Raw genomic sequence first — 23,597 nt, forward strand, 5'->3', positions numbered from 1 at the left:
GTTTAAGAGTAATAATACATTTCAAATGTATAAAATATTGCTTTAATTTTATAGGAACAAAATTTTCATCCTTCGATGATTTATAAAAAAATAAGATGATAACAAATTTTAAAATTGGAGATAAAGTAAGTTGGAATTCTGAAGTTGGAAGAGTTTCTGGAACAATTATTAAAATCCATACACAAGATTTTGATTACAAAGGTTACACTCATCACGCAACAGAAAAAGATCCACAATATGAAATCAAAAGTGATAAATCCAATCATATTGCAGCACATAAAGGATCAGCGCTTACCAAAATAGGATAATTACATTTCTTTTTCTGAATCTTTGAATGCTAAAATATATTTGTCGATATAAAGTTCTTTTTCTTTTGATTTATATTGTTGTATAAATCTAGGATGTTCAAGAACAGTTAATTTATCAAAAAAGTGATATTCAGTGTTCAGCTTTTCAATAAAAGTCGCATTCTTTTTGCCCAATATAAAAGCCTCCGAAGTATCTAAACCCAACGTAATATTTTGTTTAATCGTTTCGATCATAAATGGTTTCACCGATTCGAACAATGTCGTATTTTCATAATAATTAGCGTTAAGCTGTTTGCCTTTTTGTTCGTGAATGATTGCTAAAGGAAAAGGTGAATTAATATAAAACTCTTGATAAAATTTTTCAGCTCCTCCAAATTCTGCAATCATATCATACATAAAAACCGATGAAATTTCGTGCGTATGTGCCGAATGCATTTTAATTCCACAAACACTTTCCAAACGTTTGGTATCGGTGAATGGAACTCCTGTAACTCCTGCTCCGTGTCGACTGGGATTAATTCCTATTATAAATTTTCGGGATTGGTAATCGTTGTAAAATTTTTCATAAAATTCTCGCATTACAACCATTGTTTCAGGATTATCTAAAAAAGGATTTAGAACTTGAAATCCTTTGGGTAAAGTCCCTGTGTAATTGAGATTTTTATTATAATCGATCACTTTTTCAGCGAATGTTTTTTTAGGATTTTTCATAATTGCTGTAGATATATTATATTGATCTTCATCAAAAATCGTTCTTATCACAACATCATCCGAAATTTATTCAATCGAAACATTTAAAACATTCGATTATAAATCAATTCTTATTTAAAAATAAGAATTGATTTATAGAATTATTGTTTATCTAATTTGATTTTGTCTTGGCTTTGCTGCAATTGATACAACTCAATAATATCTTCTATTGGATAATTAAACCAATCAACTTGTTTTTTGATTTTAGAATTTTTATCCAAATACAAATAAGTTGTAAACTTCATCGGAGGAAATTTTGTTCCATTGTAGGAATAAGCAGAAAATTCTCCGTTTGCAATAATCATCGAATCATTGGTAAATAATTCTTTTACTTTCAATAATTGATTGCCTTCATATTGCATTGTTTGATCGTTCCAACGAATAATCTCATTCAATAAATAGCGCGGATCGATTGTTGAAGAACCTGAATATTGTGCTACATTTTCGTAAACTAAACTATCATTATAAAAAGACAACATTTTTTTGTAATCTTTTCTTGAAGAATAGTTTTCGAAGAAACGTTTTCCTAATTCATCATTTTTAGTGGTAGAACTAGAATTGCAGCTTATTAAAAAAAGGATTGCAACGAGCGGTAAAATCCACGTAAATTTTATTTTCATTAGTCCGAAATTCTTGTTAAATAATTCTCTCCTTTATCATCAGCCATTCCATCTTCATTCAGAATCATAATTTCTGAATTGTCTGACCAACGTAAAAACTGAAAAGGTAATCTTTTCTTTTTGGGAGCGATTTCCATTAAAGATCCATCATCTTTTTTGAATAATTCTCCTTCAAAAGTTTGATTTTTGTATTCTATTGTAAATTTGTCTTCTGCTAATTTCATCACGATTTTATCACCAAAATATTTTCCTTCAAAAACACCTTTATAAACAAGCGTTTCGCTTGTAAATACTGAATTTTTTTCCAGAGATAAAACATCTTCATGCGACAAAGCATCAGAACTTCTATCTATCTCGATCTGTTCTTTTTTACAAGATAATAGTGAAAAATTAAAAATCAATAATAAAAGACAAATCCTTTTCATTGAGTTAGAACCGATTATTTTTTTACAAATTGCTCAACATCTTTTCCAGAAATTGGATCACCTCCTAAAATTAATAAACGTTCAACAACATTTCTCAATTCTCGAATATTTCCTGTCCAATCTAACTCTTTCAATGCATCGTAAGCCGATTTATCGAATGTTTTATTATTCGTAGAATCTGCTGTAAAATGCTCTACTAATGCTGGAATATCTTCTTTGCGATCATTAAGCGCTGGAACATGAATTATAATTACAGCTAAACGGTGATACAAATCTTCGCGAAAACGACCTTCTTCAATCTCTTTACGCAAATCTTTATTCGTTGCAGCAATTACGCGGACATTTACATTAATTTCTTTCTCAGAACCAACTGGCGATACTTTCCCTTCTTGTAAAGCGCGTAAAACTTTAGCTTGAGCAGAAAGACTCATATCCCCTATCTCGTCTAAGAATATCGTACCTTCATTTGCTAATTCAAACTTTCCTTGTTTGTCTTTTACTGCACCCGTGAAAGAACCTTTTACATGTCCAAATAGTTCACTTTCTATCAATTCTGCAGGAATAGCTGCACAGTTAACTTCTACTAAAGGTTTTATGCTTCTATCGCTTTTCTCGTGTAGATGATGTGCTACCAATTCTTTACCTGTTCCGTTTGGACCAAGAATAAGTACGCGCGCATCTGTAGCAGCTACTTTATCAATAATCTGTTTTACTTCTACAATTGCAGGAGCATCACCTATCATTTCATATTTTTTAGCAACTTTTTTCTTTAATGCTCTATTCTCTTTTTTTAATTCTTTGTTCGAAGAAATTAAAGATTTACGATCTAAAGCATTGCGTACTGTTGTCAATAATTTATTTAAATCTGGCGGTTTCGAAATAAAGTCATATGCGCCTTTTTTGATTGCATCTACAGCCAAATCCACATCGCCATGACCAGTAATCATTACAATTGTCAAATCTGGATTATATTCTATTGCTTCTGTTAAGACTTCCATACCATCTTTCAATGGCATTTTAATATCACTTATAATTAAGTCGTATTCTTTTTCTTTTATTTTTTCAAGACCAATTGCACCATTCTCTGCTTCATCAACATTCCATTTCGGATTTTCATCCATTAGAATGCTTTTTAAAACATTGCGAATTGCCTTTTCATCTTCTATTAGTAAGATATTTGACATTATAATATCGTTAGTTTTTGTAAAATTAAAATAGACTCAAAGATAATTTAATTTTATTATTTTCGAGCCTACTTTTCTTATATTTAAAATGCTTTTCTAAGAAGTTTTCACTTTTCGAGCATTTTCTAATCCTAATTCTTTAATTGAAACTTCTCGCATTTCAATTTTTCTAATTTTCCCTGAAATGGTCATTGGAAATTCTGTTACAAACTTCCAGTATTTTGGTCGTTTAAAATGAGCTATTGACAAACAAAAATCTTTTAATTCGTCTTCCGTAATAGTGATTCCTTCTTTTACTTTTACCCAAGCCATTACTTCTTCACCATATTTTATACTTGGAACACCTATAATCTGAACATCAGAAATTGCTTCATGTTCGTATAGAAAATCTTCTATCTCTTTTGGAGAAATATTCTCTCCTCCTCGTATAATAATATCTTTTATACGTCCCGTAATATTAATATATCCATCAACATCCATTGTCGCTAAATCGCCTGTATGCAACCAATTATTTTCATCAATAACTTGTGCAGTTGCTTCTGGATTATTCCAATATTTTTGCATCACAGAATAACCTCTTGTACAAAGTTCTCCGGCAATTCCTCTTGGTAAAATTTCGCCCGTTTGCGGATCTATAATTTTAATTTCTAAATGATCTTGAACTGTACCAACAGTTGAAACTTGTTTTTCAAAAGGAGTTCCAATAATCGTTTGAGTTGAAACTGGCGATGTCTCTGTCATTCCATAACAAATAGAAACTTCTTTCATATTCATTTTGGCTTGTACTTTTTTCATAATTTCTATTGGACAAGGCGATCCTGCCATTACACCCGTTCTCAAAGATGAAAGGTCGAAACGATCAAAATTTGGTAATTCTAATTCTGCAATAAACATTGTCGGAACACCATAAAGCGACGTACATTTTTCTAATTCGACAGCATTTAATGCTTTTTCTGGTTCAAAACTTTCAGACGGAATAACCATACAAGCACCATGAGAAGTACAAGCCAAATTTCCGATCACCATTCCAAAACAGTGATAAAAAGGAACTGGAATACAAACACGATCATTGTGCGTATAATTTAATCGCACGCCGATAAAAAAACCATTGTTTAATAAATTGTGATGTGTGAGTGTTACGCCTTTCGGAAAACCTGTTGTTCCTGAAGTATATTGGATATTAACGGCATCATCAAACTGTACAGATTGTTCTATACGATTGATTTCTGAAATTGTGATTTCTTCACCTTTTCTCAAAAAATCATCCCAATCTTCTTCAAATATTACGATATGTTCTAATGATAAAGCATGATGTTTTACATTATTCAACATTTCTTTATATTCACTTGTCTTGAATTTAAGAGAAGCAAAAACAGCTGATATTTCTGCTTGATTCAAAACAAATTCAAGTTCATTTTCTTTGTAAGCTGGATTTAAATTAACCAAAATCATTCCTATGCGAGCAGTTGCATATTGTAACAAAACCCATTCAGCTCGATTTGGTGACCAAATACCAACACGATCACCTTTTTGTAAACCAATTGCAATCAATGATTTCGCAACTTGTTCAGTTTGAGAGTAAAATTCTGTATATGTTGCACGATAATTTTGATTTACACATACCAATGCTTCTTGCTGTGGATATTTCCCTACTGTATTTCGTAAATTTTCGCCAATTGTTTCTCCTAAAAGAGGATATTGTGATGCTCCACTTGAGTATGATAAATTTGAAATCATATGCTTATTCTATCTTTTTATAATTAGTTTTCAACTCAAACTTAATAACGATTATTAGTAAAAGAAATTTATCGATTACAAGATTTTAAATTACTAAAAGAATCGCATTTTATTAGCAGAATTACAACTAATTTATAAAAAATAAAGGTTTAATTTTAATAATTACTTAAAATAATTCAATCAAATTATCCTTAAATTGTCAAAAATTACTGAAAAATGAATATAATAAACCATGACAATTATACTTCTATTTACAATGGAATTGAAGTTGTTGATGCTTTACAAACACGAATTGCTGATATCAAGAAAACATTAACTATTGTTACCGAATTAGATAAATGGAATTATGCCTATATGGAAGGCAAATGGACGATAAAAGAAGTGATACAACATTGTATAGATTGCGAACGTATTTTCTCTTATCGTGCACAGCATATTGCTAGAGAAGACAAACAAATTTTGAATTTCTTTGATGAGAATGTGTATGTATTGACTTCAGATGCAAAAGAAAGAAAACCAGAAGATTTGATAAAAGAATGGACGAATTTAATGAAAGCAACTTATTTTCAATTCGCTTCATATTCAGATGAAACATTAAATAGAATAGGTAAAGTTGGCGAGCTTGAATATTCTGTTGAAAAAATAGGTTATATCATGGCAGGACATTCTATTCATCATATGAATGTTATTAATGAAAGATATTTATAAAAAATCAGCTTTTAAAAGCTGATTTTTTTATCATTTGGACATGACATTATAAGTTGGATCTTTTTCTATGTCAACTTCAATGACACCTTTTGCTTTATCTAATAATCGAATAGAATCTTTGCTCAAATGTCGTAAGATTACTCTTTTATTTTTGTCTGTGTATTTAGAAGTTATAGTATTTAAAGCTTCAATTGCACTCATATCAACTACTCTACTCTCTTTCAAATCAATAACAATTTCTTCAGGATCATTAGTGTAATCAAATTTTTCTAAAAAAGTTGATGTAGATCCAAAGAAAAGTGGACCATATATTTCATAAATCTTTCGACCATTTTCATCAATTGATTTTCGAGAACGAATACGTTTTGCATTATCCCAAGCAAAAACTAATGCTGAAACAATTACACCAACAAAAACAGCTAATGCAAGATTATGAAGAAATACTGTAATCACAGCAACCAATATACTTACAAAAATATCAGATTTTGGCATTTTTGTTATTAATTTGAAAAATCCCCATTTAAAAGTAGAAATAGCAACCATCATCATTACACCTACTAAAGCTGCCATTGGAATTTTTTCAATAACTGGAGAACCAACTAGAATAATAACGAGGATCGTGATTGCTCCTATTGCCGGACCTATTCGAGAACGAGAACCCGCTTCTAAATTCACAAAAGTTTGAGCAATCATAGCACAACCACCCATTCCGCCAAAAAATCCATTTGCAATATTTGCAGTTCCTTGTGCTAAACATTCTTTATTCGAAGAACCTTTGGTTTGCGTAACCTCATCTACCAAAGTAAGTGTTAATAAAGATTCTATTAATCCAACCGATCCCATAATTATAGAATAAGGCAAAATGATCTTCAAGGTATCTAGATTGAAAGGAACACTTGGAATATGAAAACTTGGCAACTTTCCTTTTATACTGGCTATATCTCCAACTGTTTTGGTATCGATTTTAAAACTTATGACCAATAGAAAAACAACACAAATTGCGACTAATGACGATGGAACAACTTTGGTTATTTTCGGAAAGAAATAAACCACAAATATCGTTAATACTGTTAATCCAAGCATTGTGAACATTGGTGTTCCTGTTAACCAATGCGGAATATTTTCTGAAGTAGATTTGAATTGTTCTAATTGCGACATGAAAATGACAATCGCCAAACCGTTCAAAAAACCGTACATAACAGGTTGTGGAATAAGACGAACAAATCGCCCAAGCTTGAAAACACCGACTAAGATTTGAAAAATTCCTGCTAAAGCAATTGCTGCAAAAATATACTGTTCGCCATATGTTGCATTTAAAGCTATTAAAGTTATAACTGTTGCTCCAGCTCCTCCAGAAACCATTGCTGGTCTTCCGCCCAAAAAAGCCGTCACAATTCCCATAATAAAAGCACCATACAAACCTATTAGAGGAGAAAGACCTGCTAAAATAGCAAACGAAAGCGATTCAGGAATCATCGTCATTGCAACCGTTAAACCGGCTAATATTTCATTTTTTAAATTAAGTTTTTGATTAATGTTTAAATAAGAAAAAACGGACATTAAGTTTGATTAAAATTGATAAATAAACGTATTGATATTCATACCCGCACCAACGGATGCAAATATAACAACATCTCCTTCATTTATCTCATGATTTTCTATCTCATTATCCATAATCATTTTTAAAAGAATTGGGATTGTAGCCACACTACTATTACCCAATTTATAGATATTCATGGGCATAATATTTTTGGGAACATTTTGACCATACAAATTATAAAAACGCTTTACAATCGCTTCATCCATTTTTTCATTCGCTTGATGAATAATTATTTTACTGATATCCTCAAGTTCATACGAACTATCATCAATACATTTTTTCATCGCTAAAGGCACTTTTGAAAGTGCAAACTCATATATTTTACGTCCATACATTTTGATGTATTTTGTATTCGGACATTTTTCTGAATTATATGATTTTCCGAAGAATAGATAATCTTTTTCTTCATTCGCATACGAAGCAGATAAATGAGCTTTTATACCTTTATTTTCTGCAGAAGATTCTATTATCACAGCTCCTGCTCCATCTGCATAAATCATGGTATCTCTGTCATGCTGATCGACAACTCTAGAAAGTGTTTCTGCTCCAATTACTAAACATCGTTTTGCTAAACCAGCTTTTATAAAGGCATTTGCTTGTATCACTCCTTCTACCCAACCTGGACAACCAAAGATAACGTCATAAGCAACACAATATGGATTTTGAATTTTTAGAAGATTTTTCACTCTTGCAGCAAGACTTGGTACCATATCCGATTGTATCGTATCATTTTTTACGTCTCCAAAATTGTGCGCAAATATAATATAATCGAGTGTTTCGGCATCAATATTAGCATTAGTAATAGCAGAAGAAGCAGCCATATAGCCCAAATCCGATGTAACTTGGTCTTTTCTTGCATATCTACGCTCTTCTATTCCTGTTATTTGTTTTAATTTCTGCGATATAATGGCATTATTTTGATCTAAGATTATACCTTCTTCATTAAAAAATTGATGTTCTTCGAAAAAGTGATTTGATATTTTTTCTGTTGGAATGTATTTTCCTATTCCTATAAAGTGATTAGTCATGTGTATTAAAAAATAGAGTTAAAGCCTACTGTGCATACAATTTCAAAAAAAATAAATAATTAACAATATAATTTCAATTGTTTTAACTAAAATTTATACATATATTAAAAATCTTGTTAAAAAAGTATCAAAATAGTATTTTTAACTCTTCTAAAAACACTTAATTAGTATAGAAATGAGAATAGTAAATAAAGATAATTCAACGTTTCCATAATAAATTATAAGAATATTAATTAGCATTTTTTCTTAAAAGGGAGCTGTAACAGTCAAACTTGAAGAAGAATAAACTTCGAAAATATGAATTGCTTGTATCACGTTTAGTGATTTTCATATTTTTCCTCAACTAATCAAATAAAGAGTGCTGTGAATTGCATTCAATTTTTGGAATATTTTTAAGCAAAACAAGACAGTTGTTGACTTTTAAGTATGAATTATCTTCGATTTTTCTTATTATAATTTATTCAAAGAACTAAAGAATTATAGTGTATATGTGAAGTTGAATGATAGTAGTACATTCTTTCAAAAATTTTTAGAAGTAATTGAAAGAAATAGGAAGATTGTAGTAAAAAAGCAATACTTCAAAAAGTGAGTAACATTAACTTTTTTATAAATAATAAGTTGTTTTCATCACTTCCTGAAATATTGCTTGAAAGTTTATTTAAAAATTTCCTAGGTATCTTAATGTAAGATTTGATCTTGTATTAGGATCTGGAATAATACTTACCTCATCATCCGGAGTTACATCTCTATAGCTTCTTACAATACGCATAGAAATTCGATCATTTTGATTAAGTTTTAATAATCCTGCTGCATTCATAGCTATAGTTGCTATATTGGTTGGATAACTATTAGTTCCTTCTATATCAGAATTTGAGTTCGAATCAGATGCTTTGCTTCCATTTATAAATATTTTCATATCCAACTGATCTCTTCTTGTTGTATTTGTATTTTTCAAAATGAATGAAGCTGCTTGAACATAATAATATCCTGCTTTATTTATGACTAATTCACCATCGGAATTTATTGAAAAATTCGGTGTATCATTTGTTTCAATAGCAGCAAATTTCAATGTTCTATTATCTGTTTGAGAGCTCTTCGTCATCGCTCCTTCTTTGAAAGAGCTTTCAGCTCTAACAAACGTAATTGTTTTATTCTTTGTTATTTTACTTGTAGAAAGGAATGGATTCCATTTTGTTCCATCCCACCAATAAAATCCTCTTTGAGATATATCGAAAGAATTAAGAAAAACAAGTAATCCAATTTCTTTGTTATCCGTAATATTAAGAGAAGTTACTCTTGGAATGATAATTCCTGATATATTAGACGGATTTGCTTGATCATTTGCACGAACATCTAAAGTAGACAAAGGATCTAAGGTATTAATCCCGACTTGTGCTTGCGCAGTATATGTTTGAATTGAAGCAAATAAACTTACCCAAAATAAAAATCTTCTTTTCATAATTAATTCATGTTTATTAATGTTAACGTATAAGGAGTATCAACAATTATAACAGACTCTTTACCTGTTTTAGTTGTTCTAATCGTAATAATATCATCCTTTTTTAACTCCTTAGTTGCAGCAATATAGAATATTGCAGATCTTGGATCCTGAGCTCCTCCTGGTACTGAATTTACAGAAGTTAAATTACTATCAGCCTTACCATTAATTAAGATTTCAGTTTTAAAAACATATACCGTATTATCTGCAGATTTAGATACTCCTCCAGAAAATGAAAGATAATAATTAGAAGTTTTACCTACTTTTAGCCCTCCAGAATCTAACGTAAAACTAGGATCCAAACTATTGATAGAAGTTAAAGGAACAAGTCTACTATCTTCTCCTTCTTCTCCACCCAAATCATCTGGATTAAATTTATTTCCAGAAACAATTGTTTTAGATGTATCCAATCCCATTGATTTAAAATCAACTATATATTCCCAATGTTTTTCATATCCATCCCAGTAATAATATCCTTCTGCATTTGTATCATGGGTATTTCTTAAATAAACTAACATCCCATTTTGGAGATCTGTTGGATTATTTAGAGGAAATTGATCAATAATAGGAACACCTAAACCTACTCCAGATTCTGGATTTATAGCATTTTGTGCATCAATTTGAAGTGATACCATAGGATTTTTTGTATTAATTCCGACTTGCGAAAAAACAACTGATTCACTAAATAGACATAGTGCAAGAAATAGAATTTGTTTCATAGGATTTAATCTTGAATGAAAAATAACGTTAAATTATTGTTCCCGAAGGCTACATAATTATTAGGTCCTTGATTTGATTTTGTGATAGTTGCTTTCAACTTATCTCCAGCCTTTAATCTTTTCAAAAAACTAACTGTCGCACTTGTAGACGATACATCCTCTGCAGCAATAGAAGTATTAACAGCGTTCGCTAAATCATTATTAACAAGAACTGCATAAGAAAAATTAGCTTGAGCTAAGCCATCTCCAGGTTTTTTTGTGTTTGCAGTCAAAGAAATTAGATAAAGTCCACTCTTACCTACATTAATTTCATTGTTAGAAATAGAAAATCCATCAAGTTTAGCTTTTTTATATTTTGATAAATTTATCGTTCTCTTTAAATCGGATCCAGTATAACCTGAACCATCAAACACATAAATTGTTTCATCCACTGTTCTTTCAATTGATTCTGGAAAAGGAGTCCAATTTTTTCCATCCCAATAATAAAATCCATTTTTCAAAGTTCCATTGTCCTTTAAAAAAGCTAGTTGTCCTAATCTTTCAGGTTTCGTAGCAGGGAAATTCTTTATTCTTGGGATAAGAATTCCATCTTTTCCTGTTGATACTGAAGTTGATAAAGTTTCTACATGTAAAACTGCTTTGGGATTTTCTGTATTAATACCTACTTGGGAAAACAGAGAAATAGATGAAAATAAACTCATCAATATCATTAAATATTCTCTCATAAATTTGAATTATTAAGTAATTATTTTGTGAATAAATCTTCCTTTATTACTTTTTTACAAAGGTATTGTTTTCAAAAAAGTATTAGCTATTAAACGGAAGAATATTTATCATTTTTTAATATTTAATACATTTATTGTCAATAATATATAAGTGTAAAAACAGATATTCAACCTAAAGAATTTAAGGTATTAAACTACAGTCGATTTCAATTCATATCATTAAAACCTATTTTATTATTTTGTAATTAATATACTGTATCTATTAATTATGAATTTAGTAATCGTAATATTCAATTTAATAAATAGAATTCAAAAAATATCATTTATAAATAAGCTTCAATCAATAATTTTAAAATAAAATATATTTCTTTATAGTATTGTTGTTATATTTAACAATATAACTAATAAGGAAATGAAATCTATAATCAAAGCTTTAAATCCAGCTTATCGTCAATTTAAACCAATTCGTAAAAATGTTGATAATTTTAAATATGAATTATTGGCTTGCTTAGAATCTATTGAGATTAGTGATAGTAGAAATGAATCTGAAGAACATTTGAAAGAACCTATAAAAAAGTTTTTAACCAATACATTTTATCAGAAAAATTTAATCAATACGAAAGACCGAATTGATTTAGCTATCTATCTTGACGAGACTGCTAAAAGTGATGTAGGTGTTATTATAGAAGCCAAAAGACCGAGTAATAAAGCCGAATTTATTTCAACGAATAACATCAATAAAAAAGCACTACAAGAGGTTTTATTATACTATTTACGTGAACGCATCGATTATAAGAATAATAACATAAAGCAAATTATAGTTACTAACGGAATTGAATGGTTCTTTTTCAAAGGGAAGACTTTTACGATTATTTTTATAAAAATACAGAATTAATAAAAGAATATGCGCTTTTTAGAGATGGACTAAAGGACACTGCTAAAAACGAGCTTTTTTACAAAGAAATAGCTGCAATTTATATTGAGAAGGTAAAAGACAAACTTCCATATGTGCACATTAAATTAGATAAAAAGGAAATAACAAAATACAATGATACTAAAATCAGTAACTTATATAAATTATTTTCCGATACACATTTATTAGGCAAATCATTTGGTAATGATAGTAATAAGTTAAACAATGATTTCTACAAAGAGTTACTTCATATTATTGGTTTAGAAGAAATAAAAGAAAAAACAGGTTCTAAAAAGGTAATCGTTCGTAAAGAATTAAAAAACCGTGATTACGCTTCTATTTTAGAAAATACAATTTATACATTAGAAGATAAAGGTTATTTAGATCGTATAACAAATATCCCTAATTCTCCAGAGAAAGCATTTAATATAGGATTAGAGTTATGTATCAATTGGATCAACCGTATTCTATTTCTAAAATTACTAGAATCACAGTTAGTCAGTTATAACAAATCCAAAGAATACAAATTCCTAAATTTTGATTTTCTAAATGGTTATGATGCTCTAAACGATTTATTCTTTTCAGCATTAGCGAGACCATTGAATGAAAGACATGATAAAAATAAAGAACGTTTCAAGAATATCCCTTATCTAAACAGTAGTTTGTTTGAACATAGTGAAATGGAACGTTTAACATTTGATATTACTGCACTGAAAGACGAAAAAATGCAAGTTTTTTCAGGTACAATTTTAAAAGATAATAATGGTAAAAAATTAAATGGTAAATTAAATACGCTCGATTATATCTTCCGATTCTTAGATTCATACGATTTTTCGGCTGATGCCAAAACAGATATTGAAGATGAACAAAATGGAAAAACCTTAATTAATGCTTCGGTTTTGGGTCTAATCTTCGAAAAAATTAATGGATACAAAGACGGCTCATTCTATACACCTGGGTACATTACAATGTTTATGTGCAAAGAAGCGATTAGAGAGGCTGTGGTGGATAAATTCAAAGCAGAATACCATCATTCTATCGAAACTTTTGAAGATGTAAAAGCTTATTGTCAAAGTTTCTTTAAAAAAGAGGATAGAATCAAGTTAAATAATACCATCAATACTTTAAAAATATGTGATCCCGCTGTAGGCTCTGGGCATTTCTTAGTTTCTGCTTTAAATGAATTAATTGCTATAAAAAGTGAATTAGGAATCCTTTCTAATGAACAAGGTGAAAGAATACCGTGTGAAGTTTCAATTGAAAATGATGAGTTATATATTGCTTATAACGAGGGTGAATTATTCGAGTATAACCGACAAGATGTAAATAGTCTTCATATTCAAAAAACATTGTTTCATGAAAAACAAACCCTAATCGAGAATTGTTTATTTGGTGTAGACATCAATCCCAATTCAGTAAATATTTGTCGTTTACGCTTATGGATAGAGCTGTTAAAGAATGCATATTACACAACTGAAGGTGAATTGCAAACATTACCAAATATCGATATCAATATTAAATGTGGTAATTCGTTAGTTCATCGATTTAAGCTAGACGACAGTTTAAAACAAGCGTTTAAAAATAAAGAAGTTGAATATTCAATAAACGATTATAAAACTGCAGTTAGTGCGTACAAACACACGAATAGTAAAGCAAAAAAAGCTGAAGTAGAAACCATTATCCGAAATATAAAAAATAATTTTAGAACAACTTTAGATGCTAAAATCAAAGAAAAAATATCTAAAGTCGTGGGTGAATATGAAAACGAAAAATTACGTTTAGATAACTTAACATTATTCGGAGAAAAGATTAAAAAAGCAGATAGAGACAATTTAAAAAAATTGAAGCTAAAAGCAGAGAAATTAACCAAAGAGAAACAAGAAATTTTGGACAATGTCATGTTTCAGAATAGTTTCGAGTGGCGTTTTGAGTTTCCTGAAGTATTAGCAGATGATAGCTCTTACCAAGGGTTTGATGTAATTATTGGGAATCCTCCATATATACAATTACAAAAAATGAAAGAAGCGAGTAATATGCTTCAAAAATTAAATTATGATTTATTTGCAAAAACGGGAGACATCTATAGTTTGTTTTACGAGTTAGGGAATAATATTTTAAAACCAAACGGATGTTTAATGTTTATTACTTCTAATAAATGGATGCGTGCTGCCTACGGAGAGAGTTTAAGACAGTATTTTATTGAGCAAACAAATCCAAAAATGTTAATTGATTTTGGAGGGATTCAAATATTTGATTCTGCAACAGTTGACACCAATATTCTAATGTTTAAAAAACAACAGAGTCAATACCAAACGCATGCTTGTATCGTAAAAGAAAAAGTAATAAATAATTTGGGGGATTATTTTAGACAACATCAGACATTAACTAACTTCAATTCATCAGATAGTTGGTTAGTTTTATCACCAATTGAGCAAAGTATAAAAGCTAAAATAGAAGCAGTTGGAACGCCTTTAAAAGATTGGGACATTAGAATAAACAGAGGGATTCTTACAGGGTATAACGAAGCATTCATCATTGATGGTAAAAAGCGTGAAGAACTAATAACACAAGACCCAAAATCTGCTGAAATTATACGACCGTTACTACGTGGACGTGATATTAAACGTTATTCTTATGATTTTGCGGATTTGTACATTATAACAACTTTTCCTAGTTTAAAAATAGATATTGAGCAATATCCTGCTGTAAAACAGCATCTTTTAAGTTTTGGATACGATAGATTAAAACAAACTGGAGATAAAGGAAGCCGAAAAAAGACAAATAATAAGTGGTTTGAGACACAAGATAGTATAAGTTATTGGGACGATTTTTTTAGACCAAAAGTTATATATCCCAATATGACAAAATTTTTGCCATTTGTATTAGATTATAAATCTATGACTACAAACCAAAAATGCTATATAATCACAGGAGAAAATATTGAATTTTTAGCATCATTTTTAAATTCAAATTTATTTAAAGTCTGTTTTAAAAATAATTTTCCTGAATTATTAGGAGGAACAAGAGAATTAAGTAAAGTTTTTTTTGAAAAAATACCAGTTATTAAAATATCTTCTGCAATAAATGAAAATTTTAAATTACTATTTGAACAATTTTACAAAAATGAACTTAGTATTAATGAACTTGATTTATCAATAAACTCAATAATTTTAAGCTTATATGATTTAAAACAAGAAGAAATAGAATTTATTAACTCTCAATAAATTCTATTTCTTCACTATTTAAAGTTAGGATTTTGTAAAATATCTTATCTAATTGTTCTTCACTATTTTTATTTTTCTCAACACTTAAACCCTCTATAATGTTAATAATAAACATCTTGTGTTTGTTTGAAATCAATGGCACAGGAAATCTAGTAACGTATTGAGATAGCATTCTATATTGATTTTGCTGTAGTTGTAAAGTATATATTTTCACCAAAAATCTTCCAATTTTAGAATTTAAAAACCCTAAAATATATTTTAAATCATTTATATCTCCATTCATAATGTAACCAGTATTTAATATTACACTTTCGTTATAATCTAATGTAAAACAAGGAAATTCATATCCCATTTCTGGATTATCTGTCATAATTTCAATATATGCTATTTTCTGACTATTAAAATCGTCCATATAAGCACAGTTCCTCAAGTTATAAGGAGTATCACCTTTATCTGAGCGTTTTTCAAGTTGAGAATAAAATTGATCCAAATGTGCTTTAATTGCAGGGTAATTATTTATATCTATTGGTTTTATGCCCTTTTCTTTGATCCCATTGTGGGAAGTAATTAGCCATAAATCAGCAAAGTCATAACTGTATTTTTTGATGTCCCTGCCGCGTAAAATAGGTCGATTATTTTAATCAGTTTTTTATTGAATAATTAAAGTAGTTTCATTTATGTATAAAAAAATAGTCTTTATTTTTTTTAGACAATTTCTCATCATTTTTGCAAAAATTTTAATGAAGAATGATTTACGGATACATCAGAGTAAGCACAGACAAACAAACAGTAGAAAATCAACGATTCGAGATCAATCAGTTCTGCGATAATCAACAATTATTCGTAAGCAAATGGATAGAAGAAACCATATCAGGAGCCAAACAAGTAGAAGATCGTAAATTAGGTAAATTATTAAAAAAAATGAAACCTGGCGACATTTTAGTATGTTCAGAATTATCACGTTTAGGACGTAACCTGTTAATGATCATGGGGGTATTGAACGAATGTATGAATAGAGACATACAAGTATGGACTATTAAAGACAATTACAGATTAGGAAGCGACATTAATTCAAAAGTATTAGCCTTTGCTTTTGGTCTTTCTGCTGAGATAGAACGTAATTTAATTTCTCAACGCACTAAAGAAGCCTTAGCCCGCAAAAAAGCAGAAGGAATAATACTTGGACGTCCTAAAGGCAGAAAGTCGTCTAAAACAAAATTAACAGGGCAAGAAAAACAAATTAAAGAGTTATTAGAAAAAAATGTTTCATACAGCGCCATCGGTCGTATATTAGGTGTCCACAGATTAACAGTAACATCTTTTATAAAAAACAACCCAGAAGTGTTAGCTTCTAAATCAGATTTCTAGAAACTTAATTTTATCCCTATAATTTACACACAATCGTAACTTTAGGTTTTAGATATTATAAAACCTCATTCAAATTATTTAAATGAGGTTTTTAAATAGATTACTGTAGGATAATAAATATTTGGTTATAGATCTAACTTATTAGGAAAACTCTTTGTTTAGTCGATTTTATATGTCTTTTACTTCGGTAGAATATTATAATATTAAAAGAGTTAATATTTTGAAATCAACAAAATCATTTCATAGGAAAATTTATTCATATAGTCTATAGTGTTTCTATTTAGCGGTTGTATAAAATAGTATATATTTGACTCATAAATTAACACAGTAATTATGAAAAAAATAGTATTGGCTACATTATGTGTATTCATTAATCAGATCAATATTTATGCACAAGAAGATCAATATTTAATAAATGCTTATTACAATCAATTGCATACAAATAGTACAATACTACAAAATACAATTGATCATAGTATTGAACTAGATGCTTTAGGAAAACATATTGCTGATGCTAGAATAGTTTTATTAGGAGAACCTAGTCATGGTGATGGTGGTGCTATTCGTTATAAAACAGAATTAGTAAAATATTTATATAAAAATAAGAACTTTGATGTCTTACTTTTTGAAGCTGATTTCTATTCAATTCAAAAAGGGATTCAGGAGTCATCTAATAAAAATTTAAAAGAACAACTAGAAGCCAATATTTATACTTGTTGGTCAACTAGCCCAGTAAGTCAAGAATTATGGGATTTTTATAATCAAAACAGAAAATCCAAACGCCCATTGGTAATTGGAGGTTTTGATATAAGACATGCAGGAAATTATGCAAAAAATAATTTGGAAAAAGATTTACAAGAACTTTTTACTAAAATTCATTTCAATTTATCTCATGATTATAAAAATACTTTTTTTACCGATTTAAAATATGTACTTGATAATGAATTTAAAATTGACCGTCAGAAATTAAAAAACGAGAAAGGCTTATATGATGTTCTAAACAGCCTTCACGAAAAATTATCTTTTAGTGAGTTAAATTCTAAGGATCGTACGTTTTGGTTAATTGCTATTGAAAATCTCAAAGGAAATTTAGATGTTATGATTCATAATAAAAACAGAGATATCGCAATGGCAAAAACTTTTTTAGCAATAGCTAAGTATATGTATCCTGGAAAAAAAATTATGGTTTGGTCGCATAACAATCATAATGTTTTGGATGTACATACGTATTTAAATTCTGATGATAAAGCTGCTAAAGATTGGTATCAAAATAATACATACGAATCTTTTAGTTATTTCGGAGCAGAGTTGTATAGAGAACTTAAAAATGAAATATATTCATTGGCAATAACATCAGGAAAAGGTAACTATTCTCCTTATTTTTTTGGTACAGATTATTTTCATGCTGATCTTTCCAAACAAGCTAAAATTGTCCCTTCAGGAATAAATTCTTTAGAGGCTTTTTTGGAAACTAAAACCGATGACTCTCCCCTTTTCATACCTTTACCTAAAGCACAAGGAAAACCCTCTGGTTATCCTAAATTTGCGGCTCGTTTATTGGATTTAAATTATGAATTAAAATTAGATTATACTTCAGCTTTTAATGGAATTATTTATCTTCCCACAACAGTAGATCTTAAAAATAATTAAGCTCATCCATTCTAATATTTGTATATTATCTTTATCCAAGATTATAATAAAAATGATTTTTGTAGAAAATGAATACGCAACTTTAAGAAAAGTTGTTTTGGCAGAAAGTGAATTTGGGTTCCCTCAAGAACCACGATACGAAGATTTGTGCTTTTTAGATGAATCAGCAATAAAAGAAAATTTTGATCACAAAGGAAAAGATTATGCGGAAGCTTTTCCAGAATTACAGCAACAATGGGAACAAGAGCGTATAAATCTTGAAAAATTTTTGATTGAAAATAATGTAGAAGTTTTTCGTCCTCGAAAATTAAATCAAACTGAAAAAGAAGGTGCTGGCGTAAATGGATATGCTAATTTTTTTGTTCGTGATCCTTTTTTTACTGTAGGAAATAATGTTATCGAAAGTTCATTGCGTTTTTTACATCGAAGAAAAGAAATTTTTACTTTGCGTGATTTATTCAAACAAGAAATATATCCTAATGATTGCAATTATATCGCTGTTCCTCAACCAGAATTGGCAAGTATTGATGACTCTTCTTTAGGAAATGGTCCTTTTTTGGAAGGAGGTGATGTTCTTATTTTAGGTAAACATATTTTCGTTGGCCATTCGGGTTTAGCTTCTAATCTTCTTGGAATAGAATGGCTAAGAAAACTACTTAAACAGCAAGGTTACCAAGTGGAATCTGTTAAGTTACATCCAAACTTATTACATCTCGATTGTGCGCTTGGAATTATAAAAGAAGGATTAATGGTGATTTGCGAAGAAGCCTTTTTGGACGGAATTCCTGAAGTTTTAAAAAACTGGACGAAGATTAATGTTTCATTAAATGAAGCCATGAATTTAGCAACAAATGGATTACCTTTATCTCCAACACTTTATGTTACAGATCCTGCATTTCAACATATTGGAAAAAAAGTAGAAAAAGAAGGTGTAAATGTCGCCTATATCGATTTTAGTATTAGTCGTAGTTTCGGGGGGTCATTCCGTTGTAGTACGCAACCTTTATTAAGAGTGGATTAAAATAAGATTCTTCGACAAGCTAAGAATAATATAAAAAAAATAGAAACTTATGTTCCTATTGTGGTTAGAAATTGTCATCTCGAATGAAGTGACAACGGAATGAGAGATCTTTTTCTTAATAAAATTCAGTTTTCTCGATGCCTCGAAATGACAAGTAAAGGAGATTCTTCGAAGAGCTAAGAATAATATAAAAGCAAATAGAAACCTATGTTCCTATTGTGGTTATAAAGATTGGTAATCGTTGATTGAGCGTAGTCGAAATCATAAGTAGATGATGAGATTCTTCGACAAGCTCAGAATGACAAAATTCGTTATAAAAAGTGAATCTGAATATTGAAAAAGGATTAGAAGAATGGCATTAAAAATCTCACGTTAAGAAAATGGTTGAATGCAGCGTTAAAAAGATTTTAGCCCGTAGGGTTTGTAAAATCTTTAGTGAAATGAGAACATTTTTAGTAGAGAGGTTTACAGCCAAGTCTTTTTTCGTTAGTTTTTTTGACGAAAAAAAGTGACAAAAGATTCTGCCTTTCTATAACTTCAAATACATCAGTATCAGCACCTAAATAATCATACTAAATTCTTACTTTCATTTTTTATTCATAGTCTTTATTATTTTATGAATATTGAATTCATATGCCCTTCAGGGAAGCTCATCCAAAAAAAAATTTGAAATTAAAAATTTGAAATTAAAAGGAGAAGCTCCAGTGGAGCTTAGGTAATACTTATTTCTTACTTTCATTTTTTTACTCATCTAAAAAAACATTTGAAATTAAAAATTTGATATTAAGAGGAGAAGCTCCAGCGGAGCTTAGGTAATACTTATTTCTTACTTTCATTTTTTTGCTCATCCAAAAAAAGGAAACAAAAAAAGATGCCGACAGTAGACTCTCAATGATTCAACTAACTAAATTATTTCCATAAAGTTGGCAACTCGCTGCGCTCAAACACTCCAACTTTTATATTCCAATAATTTAGAGTTGAATTGCATCTCGATTCTAAATCGTCGGATTTTAAATTCGTTGTTAAAAGTGAATATTAATAAGAATAAAAACGTAGAACTTAACACATATCACGTAGAACTTAACACATATCACGTAGAACTTAACACATATCACGTATAACTTAAAAAACGTAAAAAACAAAACCTATGTTCCTATTGTGGTTATAAAGATTGGTAATCGTTGATTGAGCGTAGTAGAAATCATAAGTAGATGATGAGATTCTTCGATAAACTCAAAATAATAAAATCCTTTGTTACAAGTGAATTTGAAATTAAAAAAGAAGAAAATTAGTAGTTTATTATTTTATTACGTTCATTTTTATTCATGAGTTCTTATTGTTTTTAAATGAATTCATATGCCCTTCGGGGAAGTCTTGACACAAAAACGAACCAAAAAGATCAAGTCTGTGCTTCCAAGTCGGTCAATAATGCCTATTCACTAAATGTTTTAAATCATTCGCATATGAAATGCGAACAGTAAACCATTTTTAACGCTCACTACGCCGAATTGACACTCGACTTTTCAGCAATGACGGTTTTTAGAATCTATTTTTAAAAAGTGAATCTGAATATTGAAAAAGGATTAGAAAAATGACAGAATAATTAAAACATTATTAGGCTTATTGAGAGTTTTAATCTTTAGAAATTAAGATTATTTTACCATTTCTTATTTCAAGTTCACCTTTTTTTTCTAAGATTTTAATCGTTCGGATAACAGTTTCCACTCGTAATCCTGTTAAATCACCTAGCTGTTGTCTTGAGAAATTAATCAAATATTCAGCTTCATTATTTTGATCATGTGCACGCAAATAATATAATAATTTAATTAATCTCCTTTCGGGTGTTTGAGAGGAGATTTCTGGTGCCATTATAGATTTATAATATAAACGACGAGCCAGACTTTTGTTTACAATTAAAGATACTTCGGGATGTGATTTTAATAATTCAAAAAAAGATGTTTTAGGAATTTGAATTACCTTCCCTTTGGTTACTGCGATTGCATTCGCAGGATAAGGTTCGTCTACAAACAAAGGCGGCTCACCAAAACTTTGACCTTCGATAAAAATATTCTGTATAAATTCTTTTCCTTCTTCAGAAAAATTATTCATTTTAACCTTCCCTTCCACAATTTGATAATAATAAGATGGATAATGTCCCACTTCAAAAAAGACCTCTTTCTTTTTGAAATCTCTTATTTCTCCACCAAATTCTATTAACAGTTCTTCATTAATCATGTTAAAATAAATTACGATTTATTTAGATAAAATATTTTCCACTAAAGTAGTTAAATTCGGAAGTATATTTTCTTTAAACCAAGGGTTTTTATTCATCCATATAAAATTGCGTGGCGATGGATGCGGAAGAGGAAAATAATGAGGTAAATAGTCTTTAAAATGAATAATATTCTCGGTAATATTTTTATGATTATTATCTTTCAAATAATATTTTTGTGCGTATTGACCAATCAACAAAATAAGTTCTACTTCTTTCATTTCGTCTAATAAACGATGATGCCACAAAGGAGCGCATTCTTTTCTTGGTGGCAAATCGCCTGACTTTCCTTTCCCAGGATAACAAAAGCCTATAGGCAATAAGGCAAAAAACTTGGGATTATAAAACTCTTCTGTTGTCACGTTTAACCATTTACGTAATTCATTTCCACTCGCATCATCCCATGGAATCCCAGTTTGATGCACTCTTAAACCCGGAGCTTGTCCTACAATCACAATTTTAGATTCTGGATGCGCCTGTACAATAGGATTAGCGCCTAAAGGTAAAAATGGTTCACAAACTTTACATGCACGAACCTCCTGTAATAAATTATCGAATTTATTTGTCATTTCTTCAGTGCTAGCGTATAAACTGTAAAGGGATACATTTTTTTTGATAAACCATAACTTATGAATGTGAATAAAGCTAAAGGTAGCCATAAAGCATATGAATTAAAAATTCCGAATGTTAAAAAAATAGCTGTGAATGGTGCATGCAACGTTGCAGCAACAGTAAAAGCTACTCCTAAAATTATAAAATTCAAAATAATAATATCAGGTGAAAAATATGTTTTCGCTAAAATTCCAACTATTAAACCTAAGCATGCTCCAGAAAAAATACTTGGTGCAAAAACTCCTCCGTCACCTCCTAGTTTTAATGTAAGTCCCGTTGTAAATGGTTTGATAAGAATTAGAATTAAAGTAAGAATTGCAAAACCTACCACATAATTTTTCTCTTTTGTTAATTGAATAATTGTATGATAACCAGAACCATATAATTCAGGTAAAAGATATAAAACACTTCCTAATAAAATAGAACCTGTTGCTAATTGTACAATTGGATGATTTTCTAAAAATGAAACATTCTTTGAAAAGCTTACAATTTTCGTCATATAAACGCCATAAAAACTTGCTAATCCACTCAAAATAATAAAGAAAGGGACAGCTGTATAATTCCATTCTTTCACTTCATCACCAAGATTTAGTAAAGGATGTACATCCATTAAAAATAGGATGATCGTAGAAAAAACTACACTGAGAATATGCGCGATCCAAAAAACTTTACTTTTTTGTTTTCCTATCGTTTCATACGAAAAAAATAAACCTGCCAACGGACTACAAAATAAGATCGTCACACCACTCGCAATAGCTGCTCCCATAAATTCTTTACGGTATTTTTTAAAAATAACATCCTTTCGTGAAGCCATATCTCCCAAAGTTGCCGTTGCTACAACTGTGGAAACCTCAATCCCAGTTGTTCCACCAAAAATAACGGTTAGAAAGCCATTGAAAAAATGAGAAAGAACTTTATTTGGAGGAATTCTTTTCTGTGAACGAATAGCCACTAACACTTCGGAGATTCCTTTGTTTTTCTTTTTATCAAACACAAATTGACGCAAAAAATAAATCAGCGTCAATCCAATAAAAGGAAAAATTAGAAAGAATAATTTAAAATTTTTCGCTTTATTTAGAAGTAAATGTTCATACTGTTCTACCAAATTTTTGAACATTAAAGTTATTAATCCTACCGAAATTCCTACCAATACAGAACAAAGTATTATTCTGCTCCATTTTATCCATCGATAGTTTTTTCGAGATACATGCATTTTATATTTCATCAATAAAAAA

The 23,597-nt window shown here is 29.6% G+C and carries 21 protein-coding genes; 7 read left to right on the forward strand and 14 right to left on the reverse strand.

The window, feature by feature from the left end; translation table 11 throughout:
* Positions 1-95 precede the first annotated feature (95 nt).
* Positions 96-308, forward strand: a complete 213-nt coding sequence (locus tag ACMHJW_RS04280; protein ID WP_413532183.1) for a DUF2945 domain-containing protein — start codon at positions 96-98, stop codon at positions 306-308.
* Here ACMHJW_RS04280 and ACMHJW_RS04285 read toward each other — a convergent pair whose 3' ends face one another.
* From ACMHJW_RS04285 to ACMHJW_RS04305, 5 genes are all read right to left on the reverse strand, one after another.
* Positions 309-1,019 carry an SMUG2 DNA glycosylase family protein gene (locus ACMHJW_RS04285; RefSeq protein ID WP_413532222.1) on the reverse strand — a complete coding sequence of 237 codons (711 nt, stop codon included), beginning with the start codon at positions 1,017-1,019 and terminating at the stop codon, positions 309-311. It lies immediately after the preceding gene.
* Positions 1,020-1,159: 140 nt separating this feature from the next.
* Positions 1,160-1,678 carry a hypothetical protein gene (locus ACMHJW_RS04290; protein ID WP_413532184.1) on the reverse strand — a complete coding sequence of 173 codons (519 nt, stop codon included), beginning with the start codon at positions 1,676-1,678 and terminating at the stop codon, positions 1,160-1,162.
* A complete protein-coding gene (locus tag ACMHJW_RS04295; protein ID WP_413532185.1) occupies positions 1,678-2,103 on the reverse strand; it encodes a hypothetical protein in 426 nt (141 codons plus the stop codon). The genes ACMHJW_RS04290 and ACMHJW_RS04295 overlap by 1 nt, the downstream gene beginning before the upstream one ends.
* Positions 2,104-2,117: 14 nt before the next feature.
* On the reverse strand, positions 2,118-3,287 hold the full coding sequence (locus ACMHJW_RS04300; RefSeq protein WP_413532186.1) for a sigma-54-dependent transcriptional regulator: 1,170 nt from the start codon (positions 3,285-3,287) through the stop codon (positions 2,118-2,120).
* A 96-nt stretch (positions 3,288-3,383) separates the two neighbouring features.
* A complete protein-coding gene (locus tag ACMHJW_RS04305; protein WP_413532187.1) occupies positions 3,384-5,024 on the reverse strand; it encodes an AMP-binding protein in 1,641 nt (546 codons plus the stop codon).
* A 216-nt stretch (positions 5,025-5,240) separates the two neighbouring features.
* Here ACMHJW_RS04305 and ACMHJW_RS04310 point away from each other — a divergent pair, with 216 nt between their 5' ends.
* Positions 5,241-5,732, forward strand: coding sequence for a DinB family protein (locus ACMHJW_RS04310; RefSeq protein ID WP_413532188.1), 492 nt, complete (start codon positions 5,241-5,243; stop codon positions 5,730-5,732).
* Between the two features lie 30 nt (positions 5,733-5,762).
* Here ACMHJW_RS04310 and ACMHJW_RS04315 read toward each other — a convergent pair whose 3' ends face one another.
* From ACMHJW_RS04315 to ACMHJW_RS04335, 5 genes are all read right to left on the reverse strand, one after another.
* On the reverse strand, positions 5,763-7,292 hold the full coding sequence (locus ACMHJW_RS04315) for a SulP family inorganic anion transporter (RefSeq protein ID WP_413532189.1): 1,530 nt from the start codon (positions 7,290-7,292) through the stop codon (positions 5,763-5,765).
* A gap of 9 nt (positions 7,293-7,301) precedes the next feature.
* Complete coding sequence (locus ACMHJW_RS04320; protein WP_413532190.1) at positions 7,302-8,360, reverse strand: 3-oxoacyl-ACP synthase III family protein; 1,059 nt, start codon at positions 8,358-8,360, stop codon at positions 7,302-7,304.
* 658 nt (positions 8,361-9,018) lie between these two features.
* Complete coding sequence (locus ACMHJW_RS04325) at positions 9,019-9,819, reverse strand: hypothetical protein (protein WP_413532191.1); 801 nt, start codon at positions 9,817-9,819, stop codon at positions 9,019-9,021.
* A gap of 2 nt (positions 9,820-9,821) precedes the next feature.
* On the reverse strand, positions 9,822-10,577 hold the full coding sequence (locus ACMHJW_RS04330; RefSeq protein WP_413532192.1) for a hypothetical protein: 756 nt from the start codon (positions 10,575-10,577) through the stop codon (positions 9,822-9,824).
* A 5-nt stretch (positions 10,578-10,582) separates the two neighbouring features.
* Positions 10,583-11,302, reverse strand: a complete 720-nt coding sequence (locus ACMHJW_RS04335) for a hypothetical protein (protein WP_413532193.1) — start codon at positions 11,300-11,302, stop codon at positions 10,583-10,585.
* Between the two features lie 412 nt (positions 11,303-11,714).
* Here ACMHJW_RS04335 and ACMHJW_RS04340 point away from each other — a divergent pair, with 412 nt between their 5' ends.
* Together ACMHJW_RS04340 and ACMHJW_RS04345 are read left to right on the forward strand one after the other, a co-directional pair.
* Positions 11,715-12,197, forward strand: coding sequence for a hypothetical protein (locus ACMHJW_RS04340; RefSeq protein WP_413532194.1), 483 nt, complete (start codon positions 11,715-11,717; stop codon positions 12,195-12,197).
* Positions 12,140-15,439 (forward strand): Eco57I restriction-modification methylase domain-containing protein, encoded by a 3,300-nt coding sequence (locus ACMHJW_RS04345; RefSeq protein ID WP_413532195.1) that lies wholly within the window; start codon positions 12,140-12,142, stop codon positions 15,437-15,439. The genes ACMHJW_RS04340 and ACMHJW_RS04345 overlap by 58 nt, the downstream gene beginning before the upstream one ends.
* Here ACMHJW_RS04345 and ACMHJW_RS04350 read toward each other — a convergent pair.
* Positions 15,426-16,064, reverse strand: a complete 639-nt coding sequence (locus tag ACMHJW_RS04350; protein ID WP_413532223.1) for a TaqI-like C-terminal specificity domain-containing protein — start codon at positions 16,062-16,064, stop codon at positions 15,426-15,428. The two genes, ACMHJW_RS04345 and ACMHJW_RS04350, sit on opposite strands and share 14 nt — an antisense overlap.
* A 122-nt stretch (positions 16,065-16,186) precedes the next feature.
* Here ACMHJW_RS04350 and ACMHJW_RS04355 point away from each other — a divergent pair, with 122 nt between their 5' ends.
* The 3 genes from ACMHJW_RS04355 to ACMHJW_RS04365 all read left to right on the forward strand — a co-directional run bounded on the left by ACMHJW_RS04355 (position 16,187) and on the right by ACMHJW_RS04365 (position 19,478).
* Complete coding sequence (locus ACMHJW_RS04355) at positions 16,187-16,807, forward strand: master DNA invertase Mpi family serine-type recombinase (protein ID WP_413532196.1); 621 nt, start codon at positions 16,187-16,189, stop codon at positions 16,805-16,807.
* Between the two features lie 333 nt (positions 16,808-17,140).
* Positions 17,141-18,457, forward strand: coding sequence for an erythromycin esterase family protein (locus ACMHJW_RS04360; protein WP_413532197.1), 1,317 nt, complete (start codon positions 17,141-17,143; stop codon positions 18,455-18,457).
* A 52-nt stretch (positions 18,458-18,509) separates the two neighbouring features.
* On the forward strand, positions 18,510-19,478 hold the full coding sequence (locus ACMHJW_RS04365) for a dimethylarginine dimethylaminohydrolase family protein (RefSeq protein ID WP_413532198.1): 969 nt from the start codon (positions 18,510-18,512) through the stop codon (positions 19,476-19,478).
* 1,632 nt (positions 19,479-21,110) lie between these two features.
* On the opposite strand, the gene ACMHJW_RS04370 is transcribed toward ACMHJW_RS04365, so the two are convergent.
* From ACMHJW_RS04370 to ACMHJW_RS04380, 3 genes are read right to left on the reverse strand one after another with little or no spacing between them, the layout of a single operon-like run.
* Positions 21,111-21,713 (reverse strand): Crp/Fnr family transcriptional regulator, encoded by a 603-nt coding sequence (locus ACMHJW_RS04370; protein WP_413532199.1) that lies wholly within the window; start codon positions 21,711-21,713, stop codon positions 21,111-21,113.
* A gap of 18 nt (positions 21,714-21,731) precedes the next feature.
* Positions 21,732-22,319: a uracil-DNA glycosylase family protein gene (locus tag ACMHJW_RS04375; protein ID WP_413532200.1), complete on the reverse strand. Its 588-nt coding sequence runs from the start codon at positions 22,317-22,319 to the stop codon at positions 21,732-21,734.
* Positions 22,316-23,575 carry a chloride channel protein gene (locus ACMHJW_RS04380; protein ID WP_413532201.1) on the reverse strand — a complete coding sequence of 420 codons (1,260 nt, stop codon included), beginning with the start codon at positions 23,573-23,575 and terminating at the stop codon, positions 22,316-22,318. Before ACMHJW_RS04380 ends, ACMHJW_RS04375 begins: the two co-directional genes overlap by 4 nt.
* Between the last annotated feature and the right edge of the window lie 22 nt (positions 23,576-23,597).

Source organism: Empedobacter brevis, from assembly GCF_965118635.1.
Lineage (GTDB): Bacteria > Bacteroidota > Bacteroidia > Flavobacteriales > Weeksellaceae > Empedobacter > Empedobacter brevis_A.

Coding starts and splice junctions, on each gene's coding strand:
- ACMHJW_RS04280 (WP_413532183.1), top strand. CDS start 96: ATGATAACAAATTTTAAAATTGGAGATAAAGTAAGTTGGAATTCTGAA.
- ACMHJW_RS04285 (WP_413532222.1), bottom strand. CDS start 1,019: ATGAAAAATCCTAAAAAAACATTCGCTGAAAAAGTGATCGATTATAAT.
- ACMHJW_RS04290 (WP_413532184.1), bottom strand. CDS start 1,678: ATGAAAATAAAATTTACGTGGATTTTACCGCTCGTTGCAATCCTTTTT.
- ACMHJW_RS04295 (WP_413532185.1), bottom strand. CDS start 2,103: ATGAAAAGGATTTGTCTTTTATTATTGATTTTTAATTTTTCACTATTA.
- ACMHJW_RS04300 (WP_413532186.1), bottom strand. CDS start 3,287: ATGTCAAATATCTTACTAATAGAAGATGAAAAGGCAATTCGCAATGTT.
- ACMHJW_RS04305 (WP_413532187.1), bottom strand. CDS start 5,024: ATGATTTCAAATTTATCATACTCAAGTGGAGCATCACAATATCCTCTT.
- ACMHJW_RS04310 (WP_413532188.1), top strand. CDS start 5,241: ATGAATATAATAAACCATGACAATTATACTTCTATTTACAATGGAATT.
- ACMHJW_RS04315 (WP_413532189.1), bottom strand. CDS start 7,292: ATGTCCGTTTTTTCTTATTTAAACATTAATCAAAAACTTAATTTAAAA.
- ACMHJW_RS04320 (WP_413532190.1), bottom strand. CDS start 8,360: ATGACTAATCACTTTATAGGAATAGGAAAATACATTCCAACAGAAAAA.
- ACMHJW_RS04325 (WP_413532191.1), bottom strand. CDS start 9,819: ATGAAAAGAAGATTTTTATTTTGGGTAAGTTTATTTGCTTCAATTCAA.
- ACMHJW_RS04330 (WP_413532192.1), bottom strand. CDS start 10,577: ATGAAACAAATTCTATTTCTTGCACTATGTCTATTTAGTGAATCAGTT.
- ACMHJW_RS04335 (WP_413532193.1), bottom strand. CDS start 11,302: ATGAGAGAATATTTAATGATATTGATGAGTTTATTTTCATCTATTTCT.
- ACMHJW_RS04340 (WP_413532194.1), top strand. CDS start 11,715: ATGAAATCTATAATCAAAGCTTTAAATCCAGCTTATCGTCAATTTAAA.
- ACMHJW_RS04345 (WP_413532195.1), top strand. CDS start 12,140: ATGGTTCTTTTTCAAAGGGAAGACTTTTACGATTATTTTTATAAAAAT.
- ACMHJW_RS04355 (WP_413532196.1), top strand. CDS start 16,187: ATGATTTACGGATACATCAGAGTAAGCACAGACAAACAAACAGTAGAA.
- ACMHJW_RS04360 (WP_413532197.1), top strand. CDS start 17,141: ATGAAAAAAATAGTATTGGCTACATTATGTGTATTCATTAATCAGATC.
- ACMHJW_RS04365 (WP_413532198.1), top strand. CDS start 18,510: ATGATTTTTGTAGAAAATGAATACGCAACTTTAAGAAAAGTTGTTTTG.
- ACMHJW_RS04370 (WP_413532199.1), bottom strand. CDS start 21,713: ATGATTAATGAAGAACTGTTAATAGAATTTGGTGGAGAAATAAGAGAT.
- ACMHJW_RS04375 (WP_413532200.1), bottom strand. CDS start 22,319: ATGACAAATAAATTCGATAATTTATTACAGGAGGTTCGTGCATGTAAA.
- ACMHJW_RS04380 (WP_413532201.1), bottom strand. CDS start 23,575: ATGCATGTATCTCGAAAAAACTATCGATGGATAAAATGGAGCAGAATA.